We start from the raw sequence: 11,813 nt of genomic DNA, 5'->3' as shown, positions 1-11,813 counted from the left end.
ATTTATCAACTTAAATATAAATGTGATTATGTGATGAATATCTTTTATTATCGCATAAGAATTAAACTCAATTAAGCGATGTATATTTTTCTTTTACACATTCACTCTGTTATTTTCTAGCAAATTAACTTAAAGTCATGTAAAATTTGTATATAATATTATTCGTTAGATTATAAGAGTTTAAGGAGTTTTCTCATGAAATATTCATCCCGTCAACAGCCATCTAAGCATTGGCTACGTAAAATAGACTGGATACTCGTAGCATTATTAACAATATTAGCTATAATTAGTGTTACTACGATTAGCTCAGCTATGGGTGGCGGCCAATATAGTGCAAACTTTAGTATTCGCCAAATTATCTACTATATATTGGGTGCTATTATTGCGCTCATCATTATGCTTATTTCACCTAAAAAGATTAAAAATAATACATATATTCTATACTTTATCTTTTGCATATTGCTTGTTGGTTTATTGATTTTACCAGAAACATCAATCACACCAATTATTAACGGTGCTAAAAGTTGGTATTCCTTTGGACCAGTAAGTATACAGCCTTCGGAATTTATGAAAGTTATCTTAATTCTTGCATTAGCAAAGAGTGTTTCTAATCATAATCGCTTTACTTTCAATAAATCTTTTCAAACTGATTTAGTTTTATTCTTTAAAATCATTGGCATCTCAATTATTCCAATGGCATTAATCCTATTGCAAAATGACCTAGGTACAACCCTTGTAATATGTGCAATTATTATTGGGATTATGTTAATAAGTGGCATTACATGGAGAATATTAGCCCCATTATTTATAGCCGCATTTGTTATAGGTGGAACGATTATTTTAGCAGTTATCTACAAACCGTCATTAATTGAAGGGCTTCTCGGCGTTAAAATGTATCAAATGGGCCGTATTAATTCGTGGTTAGATCCCTATTCTTATAGTGCAGGCGACGGTTATCATTTAACAGAATCGTTAAAAGCAATTGGTTCTGGCCAACTCTTGGGTAAAGGGTTTAATCATGGTGAAGTTTATATCCCTGAGAACCATACCGACTTTATATTTTCAGTAGTCGGAGAAGAAATGGGATTTATAGGTGCTGTCGTTTTATTACTTATCTTTTTAGCATTGATTTTCCATTTAATTCGCCTTGCTACCAAAGTTGAATCACCATTTAGTAAAATATTTATCATTGGTTACGTTTCTTTACTCGTCTTCCATATATTCCAAAATATAGGAATGACAATCCAATTACTACCAATTACTGGTATTCCATTACCATTTATTAGTTATGGTGGTAGTTCACTTTGGAGTCTAATGGTTGGTATAGGTGTCGTATTATCTATTCATTTCCACCAAAGACAAACTACTCCTAATAAAAAAGAAGTAGTACAGAAATAATATTTTGTTGCACCTAGCTTTGACTGTAAAATCACTTTCGTAATTTTAATGTGGGATCCAATCCCGCAATTAGATTAACTACAATATAAAAAATGTAGCCTGTGACATTGATTGATGTCACAGGCTACATTTTTATTAATTGCTAGCAAACTATTTAAGTTCTTGACGCACAGGCGTAGTTGCTGGCAATGTATTCATTATGTCCAAACGAGATTTAGTTTTTTTAATATTCACACCTAGTGATGATAGTAGTTTAACAACATTTTGTAATTTATCCGATTGACTCATGGCTTTCACCTCGTTTTATGACTTCAAGGTTATACTACCCCAATTAACAATGTTTTACTACATGAATTCAACATAAAATTGACATTTTATAAAATTAATTTCATTGATTAGCCTAAAACCTTAAATCCATCATCATAAATTTCTTTTTCAATACTATTTAAATTCGTTGGTGTTTCATAAGATATTGTGACCAATTGTTTATCTAGCTCAACACTTACTTTACTTACACCAATCATATTTTCTAGTCTATGATGAAGTGCATTGGCTTGCTCTTCCGTTTTCAAACCACTCAATTTAATCTCACTATAATTCATTTCATTTACTCCTAATCTTTCATTAATTTCTGAAACGTTACTAATAGTTCTTCCATTGCTTCTTCTTGAGCCCCATTATTCACTTTGTCCATAATACAGCTTTTCATGTGATGATCTAACAATTTAGTGGCAACACTATTCAAAGCAGATCTTGTAGCTCTAATTTGGGTTAACACGTCATCACAGTAGACATCTTCTTCAATCATACGATTGATTGCTCTAACTTGCCCTTCAATACGATTAAGTCTCGATTTTAAATTTAATTTAATTTGATCAGAATGATGTGCATTATCATGATTTTCCAAGGTCGTCACCCTTTCTATACGTACTATCATATCGTATAATTTACCTTACTATTCGTCAAACACTGTAACTTATTTCATGAAAAAGGGTCATGCTATTTGGTAAATGCCATGATACAATTAACTTTAAGAAAGTAAAAACTTGTCTTATTATTGCAAGAATTAAACTATTGAACAGGAGGCGTACTATGGTAGAAATATATTCAATGTCTTTCACGCATTCCTCATTGATTATTAATATCATATTAATTGCTGCCTTTATATTAAACTTAATTTTTGCATTTGTTATTATCTTTATGGAACGTCGCAGTGCTGGCTCTATATGGGCTTGGCTCCTCGTTTTAGTATTTTTACCAATCATTGGATTTATATTGTATTTACTATTAGGACGCCAAATTCAGCGCAATCGCATTTTCAAATTGAAAAAAGAAGACCGCAAAGGCCTTGCTATGATTGTGGATGAACAAATTGAAGCGTTAGAAAGTGACGATTTCTCAAAAGGTAATCATCAAATTGTTAAGTTTAAAGAAATGGTACGCATGTTACTTTTTAACAATGCTGCGTTCTTAACGACAGATAATCGCATCAAAATATATACAGATGGTCATGCTAAATTTGATGCATTACTTAATGATATTAAAAATGCACAAGACTATATACATATTCAGTACTACATTTTTAAAAGTGATGGACTAGGCCGTCAAATTCTCTCAGCACTTGAGGATAAACTTGATGAAGGCTTAGAAGTTAAAATGTTATACGATGATATGGGTTCAAGAACTTTAAGAAAAAAAGATTTAAAACATTTTCGTCAAAAAGGTGGACATGTGGAATCGTTCTTTCCCTCTAAACTTCCCCTCATCAATCTCCGTATGAATAACCGAAACCATAGAAAAATCGTTATTATTGATGGCAAAATTGGTTATGTAGGAGGGTTCAATGTTGGTGATGAATATTTGGGTAAAGATAAAAAGTTTGGCTATTGGCGAGACACCCACTTAAGATTAGAGGGCGATTCTGTTAACGCACTGCAACTTAGATTTATATTGGATTGGAATTCACAATCCAATCGTGATTCAATCGAATATAAAGATAGCTATTTTCCAGATGTAGACTCAGGTGGAACAATTGGCGTACAAATTGCGTCAAGTGGTCCTGATGAAGATTGGGAACAAATCAAATATGGTTACTTAAAAATGATATCTTCCGCAAAACATTCTATATATATTCAATCACCTTATTTTATACCTGATCAAGCATTTATCGATGCAATTAAAATAGCAGCCTTAGGTGGTGTGGAAGTCAATATCATGATACCTAATAAACCGGATCATCCTTTCGTTTATTGGGCTACATTGAAAAATGCAGCTTCCCTACTATCAGCTGGCGTTAAAATTTATCATTATGATAATGGATTCTTACATTCTAAAACTTTAATTATTGATGATGAAATCGCATCAGTAGGCACAGCCAATATGGATAATCGTAGTTTCACACTAAATTTCGAAGTGAATGCATTTGTTTATGATGAGACGATTGCAACTCAATTGAAAGAAGCATTTATTCAGGATATGAAAGTCTCTTATCAACTTACTGAGGAATTATATAATAAACGAAGTTTATGGATTAAATTCAAAGAAGGCATATCTCAATTACTTTCACCTATTTTATAAATGTCTTTAAAAGTTGTCAGCGGGAGTGGGACAGAATTCTTTTTGAATTCGTCGTCCACTCCTAGCCTCGTACAAGTTAATTTAATAAGGAGCGTAACATGAAAGTACAACAGCAAATAAAGTTAGCGTATAATTATATGAAAGAGTTTCATATAAGCGATTATTCTGGTCACGATATTGCGCATGTGGAACGTGTAACGTCGTTAGCGCAAATCATTGCTAAAAACGAACAACAGGGTGACTACTTAATTATCACGTTATCTGCCTTACTACATGATGTCATCGATGATAAATTAACAGATAAAGCAATTGCATTAAATCAACTTAAAACATTTTTAGAACATATTGAAGTGACACCTACGCAGCAACAATCAATCATTTATATTATTGAACATATGAGTTATAGAAATGGGCGCAATAATGAGGTAGCTCTTTCAATAGAAGGACAAATTGTAAGGGATGCTGACCGATTGGATGCTATTGGTGCAATTGGTATTGCAAGAACTTTTCAATTTGCAGGCCATTTTAATGAACCTATGTGGACAGAATCACCACATAGTGGACTACCAAATACAGATAGCATTTCAAATTTGGACCCTTCTGCTATACGTCATTTTTATGATAAGTTGTTAAAATTAAAAGCATTAATGCTTACCAAAACTGGTAGACAACTGGCTGAAGAAAGACATGCCTTTATGGAACAGTTTTTAACACAATTTTATAAAGAATGGCATATTGATTAAATGCTATAACAAAAAGGTCGATACCTCTTTCCAGGGTATCGACCTTTTCTATGATATAGCATTGATTAAGCTATTTACTTTTTCTTTTTATTATTCTTAGAAACAACTTGAGTGTTTTTACCTTTTTTATTTGAGTTACCATTATTTTCCTCAAATTTTTCAATCATTGGCGCAACTTCTCTTTGAGCAACTTTTTCATAGTACATATTGGCGAAGTAAGTTTGGACAATTAAGAATGCCGCACTGACAGACCAATATAGACCTAAAGCTGACGCCGAACTTAATGAAATCCAGATGATCATAATTGGTGATACAATCATCATCATGTAAGTCATTTGACGTTGTTCTTGAGGCATTTGTTTACTTGATACCCAAGCTTGGATAAAGTAAAGCACACCGGCAATAATAGTAATCCAAATATCAGAATGAACTAAATTGAACCATAAGAAGTGTGGATGTTCTGCAATTCCGCCACCAATACGGTAACGTAATACGAAGTATAATCCCATAACAACTGGCATTTGAATTAATACTGGTAAACAGCCTAATGCACTCTTCATTGGATTAATATCGTATTTCTTATAAACTTCCATCATTTCTTGGTTTGCTGCCATTTTCTCTTCTTGAGTTCGTGCACGTTTAACTTTTTCTTGCACACCATCAACTTCTGGCTTAGCAACTTTCATTTTTTCACGCATCATATGACTATTTTTATAGTTTGATAACATGAATGGTAACAAGATAACACGAATTACTAAAACTAATACGATAATTGCAATACCGTAATCATCATTAAATACTGAATGGCCTAACCAATGTAAAACTCTAGCCATTGGTTCTACGAATGTATTATAGAAAAATCCATCTCTATTACTAGATTTTGAATAATCACACCCGGCTAAAAAGACCATTACCCCTAATAACAAAGGTAGTAACGCTTTCTTCTTCATTTTTACACCTCTATTGATATATTCACATAGGGATTATTTTATCATAGTAACCGTGTACTAGAAAACAAAAAAAGAAAAATTTTCTTATTTATTTGAAATAACTTTGCATTTTAGTAACAGTCTTGTCAATATTATGACTACGTGCAATCGCCGAAATAACTGAAACACCATCTGCACCATTTTGAGCAATTGGTTCAATATTGTCTTCTGTAATACCTCCAATTGCTACCATAGGTAACGAAGAATTGATCTTTTTTAATGTGGCAATCATAGCGGGACCTACTGGTGCACTCGCATCATTTTTAGAAATTGTTGCAAACATCGGTCCAACACCAATATAATCAACATGATCTAAATCCGATTGATTATATTCTTCCTCGTTGCCAATACTAAGTCCTATGATTTTATTTTCGAATCGCTTAGCAAATGACTTCACATTTTCATCATCTTGCCCTACATGAATACCGTCTGCATTTATTTTTTCAGCTAAATCAACATCGTCATTTACAATAAACGGTACATGATATTCATGACATAAATTCAATAACTCAATTGCTAAATTTTCTTTATCAGCACCGTCTAATGACGTTGGTCCTTTTTCACGAAATTGAAAAAGCGTAATACCGGCATTTAAGGCATGCTTCACTATTTCTCTAATATCTTTTCCCTCTGGAATATCTTGCGTACCGCAAATAAAATAAACATTTAATCGTGATGGATTAAACATTTTATTCCACCTCTTGTCTTTTGACTTGTTGTTGGTAGGTATTAAAATCAATGACATACATTTGATCTAATAATTTAGATAAAAATGAACCCGGTCCATTTACTTGTTGATCTTGTTCAGCGCGTTCAGCAGCAATATTATAGATGCTAACCGCTTCTTCTAATACTTGTAGAGATGGCGTTTCTTCTCTAAATAAGAAACTTGCTACAATGCCCCCAAGTAAGCATCCAGCACCAGTAATCTTAGCTAATAATGGTGACCCATTAGATAACTTCACCACTTTATTATTTTGGACAATAACATCATCTTTACCAGTTAACACGATGGCTGTATTCAATTTCTCATGGGCACGCTTAGCTATTTCAACAACGTCTAAGTCAGTTTCACCATCCGTACCTTTCATCGTTGTTGTTGCATCTACTAACGTTAAAATTTCAGAAGCATTACCTTTAATAACTGATACTTTCACTTCTGATAAGAATTTTTGGCAAAATGCTTTGCGATACGAAGAAGCACCAACTGCTACTGGATCAAATACAATGGGTGTTCCTTGTTGATTCGCAATTTTACCTATTTCCAAAATGTCTTGTTCATTTGCCCTAGTCATCGTACCAATATTAATAAGTAACGCCCCTGCAACTTTATAAAATTCTTCCGCTTCTTCAGGTGCTTCACTCATTGCTGGACTAGCACCAATGCTAAGTAATCCATTTGCCGTAAAGTTTTTCACGACATCATTTGTATAACAGACAACTAAAGGATTCTCTTGTCTTAAACGTTCCAAATTATTCATCATCTAATCCAACCTTCTTCATATATGCAAAATGGTTTACCGGTCCTCTACCTTGACCAATTTCTGGCGTATATTGAATACTCAATGAAATAAATTTCTTCGCTTTTTTAACCGCTTCATAGATAGATTTACCTTTAGCCAGTTCTGCAGTAATCACCGCTGAGAATGTACATCCAGTTCCGTGCGTATGTTTAGTGTCAAAGCGTTGATCTTCAAAGGTATACACATCATCCTTAGTAAATAAGAAGTCTTTAGCATTGTTTAAATCAGCAGAGTGTCCACCTTTTATGACAACGCCTTTACTGCCTATTTCATTAATAAAGATATTGCCTGCTTTACGAATATTTTCTTCCGTGTCTATTTTAATGCCTGTTATTTCCTCTGCTTCAGGAATATTAGGCGTGACGACATCTGCTAAAGGTAGTAATGTATTCTGTAAATGTTTCTTGGTTTCATCATCCATTAACGAATCGCCACTCTTAGCTAACATGACTGGATCGATAACGTATGGAATATCTGAATGTTGTCTCAAATAATGTTGAATTAACGCCATTGTTTCATGAGTCGCAATCATACCTGTTTTAATAGCGTGTGGTAATTCGTCATTGAAGACGCTATCTAATTGTTCTTGAACCCAACTTGTCTCAAGATTATGGATATGTTGTACCCCTTTAGTATTTTGTGCAACGATACTTGTAATAGCTGCCATGCCGTAGACACCACAGGCATGAAATGATTTTAAATCGGCCATTACACCAGCGCCACCGGATGGATCAGTTCCCGCGATTGTTAAAGCGATTTTGGGTTTATGCATTTTTGTCGCCTCCGAAGTTCCATTGTTCGTTAGTATAAGCCATATTAAAGAAATTACGTTCATGTATCGTACTTTGTAAGAAACTTTCTTTAATATCATGCTTTTCTTGTTCTGTACACTTTGCTGTTAATTCATCTAATAAATTATCAAATACTTCTATTAATGGACGCATTTCTGTACTATAGAAATCAAACCATTTTGCAGTTACAGAATCTCTATTTAGATTTTGATCCTCTAATGCCATTTTAGCTACAACTTCATATACATAAGGGCATGGTGCCATTGCAGCTATTGTATACGCAGCATTCTCATGTGCATAGGCATGATAATACATATGTTTAATGTAATGATCACCGCTTGGAGGCCATACTTTTTCTTTAACAATTTCTTCATAAGGTTCATTAATGTAATCTGCTAAAATTTCATGTGCCTCAACTTCACCATCTAGCATAAATTCAATTTGTTCAACTAAAAATTTAACATCTTTCATTGTTGGTGCTTTTGGGATAAGAAGTGCATACAAATTTGTAAATTCTTTTAAATATGATGCATCCGCTCTTAAATATTGACGTACTGCTTGAGCGTCTAACTTCCCTTTTAAAAGGTCTTGAATAAATCCATCATTATAGATATCTTCAATAATAGGTTGTGAAGCCTCTTTAATCTCAGTTGAAAATGTCATATTATTATCCTCCTTAAAATTAAAAAATGCTACATTTCAACGTAGAAATGTAGCTATCATTCAATAAAGAGAACATAACATATACATTACTACTTTCCTACGTTGGCATTAACCAAATCAGGTTATAAGGGTCTGAATTTATTCATCTCAGCCATTAGCAATGGCTCCCCTAGTAGCATTATCTTATTAATTCAACGATATCAAATTGATTAGGATTTATCAAATAAAACAGATAGGGAGAGAACAAAAATAATATAAACTCATTGTTCTCCCTAGCTTACTTTACTTGTAGCAATTATTAGTGAAAGTCTCTTTGCTGGGGTCCCGACTCCCAACTTGCTTTGCTTGTAGCATTTCTTAGTGAAATTCTCTTTGTTGGGACCCCCGCCCGCAAGGATGACTAGAACTGAAAAAAGCTTGATTTAAGCGCATTTTCAAATCGGTCATCTACTATCAAAACAATAAAATAGGCTGAGACACTTTATTATGTCTCAGCCTACTCATTTAATATTATTATATTGCTAAATTAAGCAGTTACCCATTGTGATGGACCTGCAGTGTTATATAATTTAACAGCAGCTGCATCTTGAACATGTTCTGGTGCTTGTGCTGGTGATACACCTTTATATTGAGCAGGTGCTACTGAATCCCAAGTTGATTGTAAGAATTGATATTTACCTGCTGCACCTGAACTTGGATTAATAGCAGTAATGTCGCCACCTGATTCACGTTGTGCAATTTGTTGTAAATGACTGTTTACATTTACAGAAGAACCACTTGAAGCAGTGTTACTTGAAGCACTTGAGTTAGAAGTTGTAGCTTCAGTTTGTGGTTGTTGTGTTTGTTCAGTTTGTGGTGCTTGTTGTACTTGTGTTGGTTGAGCTTGACTAGATTGTTGTGAAGAAGCTACTTGTTCAGCTGAAGTTTGGTTAGTAGTAGCTGATGCTTGTTCACTAACATCTTGTTGTGGTGAAACTAAGCCTGTTTGTGCATAGTTCCAACTCCAGTTAGTGCCATCTGATTCGAAATGATAAGTGAAACCTTCATAATCAAATGTTACGTTATATGCACCTTCTTGGATAGGGCTATTATTTAATGATTGATCATTTGATTGTGCTAATTGTGCTAATTCAGCTTTATTTACTTGAGCTTCGCTCGCATCTGCGTGTCCAGCGTTGCCAGCAACTACTCCTAAACCTACTGCTAATGATGAAGCAATAATTGTCTTTTTCATAATTATATATATCCTCCTAGATTTGTTTGTGTCTTAATAATAAATTTTACAAGTAACACTTTAACATCCATAAAACCTTAGTAGGTTACAGTGAAATAAAAAAAGCCAGTACTTTTTTACATCCAAATTACAAACGTACTGTAACTCTATTTTTTAGTTATGGACTTTCATGACGGTTTTGAGTAGCGATATGTATACGTATCTCTTGTAATACTAATGAAATCTTTCAGATAATTACACTAAAAAATTTAAGAACCTCTCTTATAAAATTGATAATATAAGAGAGGCCATGAGTATAATTAAAGAAGTTATTTATAGTAAATAGGGATGGAGTTAATAGAACATTAGTTTATATCAATCACTTCTAGGTGATCGTATGAATAAGTGTCTTCATTGAATGAGGTGTCAGGGAGAATATCATTATTTTTGGATTTGGGAGACATAAATTTAATTGTTTCAACATATAATTCAGTCACAAAGTGCGTTTGGCCCTCTTTATCGTATTTACGTGATCTCATTTGACCAGTAATACCTACTAAAGCGCCTTGATCAGTATACAATTCAATATTGGTAGCTGTTTTACCAAAAGCTTTACAAAATATATAATCACAAGCTATTTCATTGTTGTCATCTTTATAATTACGTTCTGTTGCAACACAGAACGTGGCTATCTTCACCTCCTCTTTCTCAAATATTTGTGCCTTTTTGGTCAACCGACCTACTATCACAATCTTGTTTAGCATGTGTCACCTCCTTCTACAACTATAGTATTCATTTATAACTATGGCGTCAAAATTCTATTTTTAAGATTTTTATTCCTATTAATACTCAAAGTTTGATATATTTAAAGAAAATAATTGTAAAACTCATATTAGATTATTGATAATTTCATTTTTTGCATAATTTTAATTATTTTGGGGATGTGATGAAGTGAAGACATTTAAAGCTGTACGTTTTCAAATTGTTAATGAAAATGGAGGTATAACTGAGTTTGAGCTAGAAGATGGTGTAATCATCAATAAAGAAAATAGTGGTACTGGTTGGCTTCTAGAAGTTGTCATTTCAAATGCACACTATGAAACGATGAAAAAATATTATGATGATCAAACACTACTAGATATTAGAGTCGTGATAACACGCCCTTCGAATGATCCTGCACTTTTTGATGCTACAATCAGAAGTATTTCTGAATTCGAAACAACAATGTCAATTGTATTAGATTGTCATATTTACACCTTACGACAAGTTTATGCAGAGAGTTTATTAGAACAATTAGTTGATGAAGGACTGTCAGGTGAAGAATTAAAAGTAACATTTAATCGTATGATGCAATCTAAACCTAAACTAAAAGAAGAAAAATTTGAAAGAGAATAAAACAGGAGTGGAACACATTTCAATGTTCCACTCCTATTTATATTGATTATAAAAGGATGTTTTGGTTTAAGCATCTTGGATAGCGAAAGTTAATTCACAACTACAAGCGAGTTGGCCATCTACCGTAGCCTTTGCTGTACCTTTTCCGATTGGACCTTTGATTTTAGTAATTTCTACCTCTAACATTAGCGTATCACCAGGCGTTACTTGTTTTTTAAATCTACATTTATCAATTCCAGCGAATAATGCAATTTTCCCTTTATTCTCTTCGCTGTTAAGCATAGCAACAGCACCTGTTTGTGCTAATGCTTCAGTAATTAATACACCAGGCATAACAGCATAATCTGGGAAGTGCCCTTGGAAAAATGGTTCATTACCAGATACTTGTTTTAGTCCAACACATCTCTTACCCTCTTCATATTCAACTACACGATCAATAAGTAAAAATGGTTGTCTATGTGGGATAATTTGCTTAATTTGATTATAATCGAAAATTGTTTCCATAATGTATGTCCTCCAGA

General features: G+C 33.4%; 15 protein-coding genes and 1 riboswitch. Of the genes, 4 read left to right on the top strand and 11 right to left on the bottom strand.

All coding sequences use genetic code 11. The features are described 5' to 3' along the window. Nucleotides 1-195 precede the first annotated feature (195 nt). A complete protein-coding gene (locus tag AK212_RS11610) occupies nucleotides 196-1,398 on the top strand; it encodes an FtsW/RodA/SpoVE family cell cycle protein (protein WP_053031200.1) in 1,203 nt (400 codons plus the stop codon). A 150-nt stretch (nucleotides 1,399-1,548) separates the two neighbouring features. Here AK212_RS11610 and AK212_RS13455 read toward each other — a convergent pair whose 3' ends face one another. From AK212_RS13455 to csoR, 3 genes are all read right to left on the bottom strand, one after another. Further along, nucleotides 1,549-1,686: an Lmo0850 family protein gene (locus tag AK212_RS13455; RefSeq protein WP_107630147.1), complete on the bottom strand. Its 138-nt coding sequence runs from the start codon at nucleotides 1,684-1,686 to the stop codon at nucleotides 1,549-1,551. A gap of 107 nt (nucleotides 1,687-1,793) precedes the next feature. Further along, the gene (gene csoZ / locus AK212_RS11605) at nucleotides 1,794-2,000 is read right to left on the bottom strand and encodes a putative copper chaperone CsoZ (protein WP_053031198.1); all 207 of its coding nucleotides are present in this window, start codon (nucleotides 1,998-2,000) and stop codon (nucleotides 1,794-1,796) included. An 11-nt stretch (nucleotides 2,001-2,011) separates the two neighbouring features. Further along, nucleotides 2,012-2,305 carry a copper-sensing transcriptional repressor CsoR gene (gene csoR, locus AK212_RS11600; RefSeq protein ID WP_107630149.1) on the bottom strand — a complete coding sequence of 98 codons (294 nt, stop codon included), beginning with the start codon at nucleotides 2,303-2,305 and terminating at the stop codon, nucleotides 2,012-2,014. A 185-nt stretch (nucleotides 2,306-2,490) separates the two neighbouring features. Between csoR and cls the strand changes: the two genes are divergently transcribed. Then, nucleotides 2,491-3,975, top strand: coding sequence for a cardiolipin synthase (gene cls / locus AK212_RS11595; protein WP_053031194.1), 1,485 nt, complete (start codon nucleotides 2,491-2,493; stop codon nucleotides 3,973-3,975). A gap of 98 nt (nucleotides 3,976-4,073) precedes the next feature. Further along, complete coding sequence (locus tag AK212_RS11590) at nucleotides 4,074-4,718, top strand: HD domain-containing protein (protein WP_053031192.1); 645 nt, start codon at nucleotides 4,074-4,076, stop codon at nucleotides 4,716-4,718. A 74-nt stretch (nucleotides 4,719-4,792) separates the two neighbouring features. Here the strand turns inward: AK212_RS11590 and yidC are convergent, their stop codons facing one another. From yidC to AK212_RS11555, 7 genes are all read right to left on the bottom strand, one after another. Then, nucleotides 4,793-5,668 carry a membrane protein insertase YidC gene (gene yidC / locus AK212_RS11585; RefSeq protein ID WP_053031190.1) on the bottom strand — a complete coding sequence of 292 codons (876 nt, stop codon included), beginning with the start codon at nucleotides 5,666-5,668 and terminating at the stop codon, nucleotides 4,793-4,795. A gap of 88 nt (nucleotides 5,669-5,756) precedes the next feature. After that, on the bottom strand, nucleotides 5,757-6,395 hold the full coding sequence (thiE, locus tag AK212_RS11580; RefSeq protein ID WP_053031188.1) for a thiamine phosphate synthase: 639 nt from the start codon (nucleotides 6,393-6,395) through the stop codon (nucleotides 5,757-5,759). 1 nt (nucleotide 6,396) lies between these two features. Continuing rightward, entirely contained in the window at nucleotides 6,397-7,188 is a 792-nt protein-coding gene (thiM, locus tag AK212_RS11575; protein WP_053031232.1) for a hydroxyethylthiazole kinase, read from the bottom strand. Beyond that, complete coding sequence (gene thiD, locus AK212_RS11570) at nucleotides 7,181-8,002, bottom strand: bifunctional hydroxymethylpyrimidine kinase/phosphomethylpyrimidine kinase (protein ID WP_053031186.1); 822 nt, start codon at nucleotides 8,000-8,002, stop codon at nucleotides 7,181-7,183. Before thiD ends, thiM begins: the two co-directional genes overlap by 8 nt. Beyond that, the gene (tenA, locus tag AK212_RS11565) at nucleotides 7,995-8,684 is read right to left on the bottom strand and encodes a thiaminase II (RefSeq protein WP_053031184.1); all 690 of its coding nucleotides are present in this window, start codon (nucleotides 8,682-8,684) and stop codon (nucleotides 7,995-7,997) included. Before tenA ends, thiD begins: the two co-directional genes overlap by 8 nt. A 77-nt stretch (nucleotides 8,685-8,761) precedes the next feature. Next, a riboswitch (TPP riboswitch) is annotated at nucleotides 8,762-8,865 on the bottom strand. A 345-nt stretch (nucleotides 8,866-9,210) separates the two neighbouring features. After that, nucleotides 9,211-9,918, bottom strand: a complete 708-nt coding sequence (locus AK212_RS11560; protein WP_053031182.1) for a transglycosylase family protein — start codon at nucleotides 9,916-9,918, stop codon at nucleotides 9,211-9,213. A gap of 344 nt (nucleotides 9,919-10,262) precedes the next feature. Beyond that, entirely contained in the window at nucleotides 10,263-10,661 is a 399-nt protein-coding gene (locus tag AK212_RS11555) for a single-stranded DNA-binding protein (RefSeq protein WP_053031180.1), read from the bottom strand. Between the two features lie 187 nt (nucleotides 10,662-10,848). Here AK212_RS11555 and AK212_RS11550 point away from each other — a divergent pair, with 187 nt between their 5' ends. Further along, nucleotides 10,849-11,292: a YwpF-like family protein gene (locus AK212_RS11550; RefSeq protein ID WP_053031178.1), complete on the top strand. Its 444-nt coding sequence runs from the start codon at nucleotides 10,849-10,851 to the stop codon at nucleotides 11,290-11,292. A 66-nt stretch (nucleotides 11,293-11,358) separates the two neighbouring features. On the opposite strand, the gene fabZ is transcribed toward AK212_RS11550, so the two are convergent. Next, the gene (gene fabZ, locus AK212_RS11545) at nucleotides 11,359-11,796 is read right to left on the bottom strand and encodes a 3-hydroxyacyl-ACP dehydratase FabZ (protein ID WP_016931213.1); all 438 of its coding nucleotides are present in this window, start codon (nucleotides 11,794-11,796) and stop codon (nucleotides 11,359-11,361) included. Between the last annotated feature and the right edge of the window lie 17 nt (nucleotides 11,797-11,813).

It is taken from the genome of Staphylococcus borealis, from assembly GCF_001224225.1.
Taxonomy (GTDB): domain Bacteria; phylum Bacillota; class Bacilli; order Staphylococcales; family Staphylococcaceae; genus Staphylococcus; species Staphylococcus borealis.
The sequence above is the reverse complement of the archived record's forward strand: the minus strand, read 5'-3'. Positions and strand labels throughout refer to the sequence as shown.

Coding starts and splice junctions, on each gene's coding strand:
- AK212_RS11610 (WP_053031200.1), top strand. CDS start 196: ATGAAATATTCATCCCGTCAACAGCCATCTAAGCATTGGCTACGTAAA.
- AK212_RS13455 (WP_107630147.1), bottom strand. CDS start 1,686: ATGAGTCAATCGGATAAATTACAAAATGTTGTTAAACTACTATCATCA.
- csoZ (WP_053031198.1), bottom strand. CDS start 2,000: ATGAATTATAGTGAGATTAAATTGAGTGGTTTGAAAACGGAAGAGCAA.
- cls (WP_053031194.1), top strand. CDS start 2,491: ATGGTAGAAATATATTCAATGTCTTTCACGCATTCCTCATTGATTATT.
- AK212_RS11590 (WP_053031192.1), top strand. CDS start 4,074: ATGAAAGTACAACAGCAAATAAAGTTAGCGTATAATTATATGAAAGAG.
- yidC (WP_053031190.1), bottom strand. CDS start 5,668: ATGAAGAAGAAAGCGTTACTACCTTTGTTATTAGGGGTAATGGTCTTT.
- thiE (WP_053031188.1), bottom strand. CDS start 6,395: ATGTTTAATCCATCACGATTAAATGTTTATTTTATTTGCGGTACGCAA.
- thiM (WP_053031232.1), bottom strand. CDS start 7,188: ATGAATAATTTGGAACGTTTAAGACAAGAGAATCCTTTAGTTGTCTGT.
- thiD (WP_053031186.1), bottom strand. CDS start 8,002: ATGCATAAACCCAAAATCGCTTTAACAATCGCGGGAACTGATCCATCC.
- tenA (WP_053031184.1), bottom strand. CDS start 8,684: ATGACATTTTCAACTGAGATTAAAGAGGCTTCACAACCTATTATTGAA.
- AK212_RS11560 (WP_053031182.1), bottom strand. CDS start 9,918: ATGAAAAAGACAATTATTGCTTCATCATTAGCAGTAGGTTTAGGAGTA.
- AK212_RS11555 (WP_053031180.1), bottom strand. CDS start 10,661: ATGCTAAACAAGATTGTGATAGTAGGTCGGTTGACCAAAAAGGCACAA.
- fabZ (WP_016931213.1), bottom strand. CDS start 11,796: ATGGAAACAATTTTCGATTATAATCAAATTAAGCAAATTATCCCACAT.